Origin of the sequence: Flectobacillus sp. BAB-3569, assembly GCF_002270355.1 — a bacterium.
GTDB lineage: Bacteria > Bacteroidota > Bacteroidia > Cytophagales > Spirosomataceae > Flectobacillus > Flectobacillus roseus.
Map to the genome: position 1 here is coordinate 1 of NZ_NJFZ01000169.1, position 457 is coordinate 457.

Sequence of the window (457 nt, forward strand, 5' to 3'; positions counted from 1 at the left end):
AAAAGTATTTGTAAAAGAAGGAGACTATGTACAMAARGGGCAGCTTCTTTTTACAATCAAACCAGAGATATATTCTGAACAAGTCAATGGAAGCAATGCAGCATTAAAAGTCGCTTTAGCAAATCAGGCAGTAGCTAGATTAGAAATCGATAAAATTGCTCCACTAGTAGCAGGTAAAGTTGTATCTGAAATCCAATTAAAGTCTGCCCAAGTTGCGTATGAATCAGCAACGGCACAGGTCGAGCAAGCAAAGGCTGCTCTGAGTTCATCGAGAATAAACTATAACTTCACTAGTATTAAAGCACCGGTAAGTGGGTACATTGGACGTATTCCAAGCAGGCTTGGTAGCTTGGTGGGACCAACAGATGCAATACCACTGACAACACTATCAGACATAAAAACAGTATATGTTTATTTCTCAATAAGTGAAGTAGAATTTCTTAGAATGAAAAGATCA

General features: G+C 38.0%; 1 protein-coding gene. It reads left to right on the forward strand.

Translation table 11 applies throughout. The annotated features are described in order from the left end of the window. On the forward strand, nucleotides 1-457 hold a 457-nt coding region (locus BWI92_RS26860; RefSeq protein WP_141234968.1), incomplete at both ends, for an efflux RND transporter periplasmic adaptor subunit.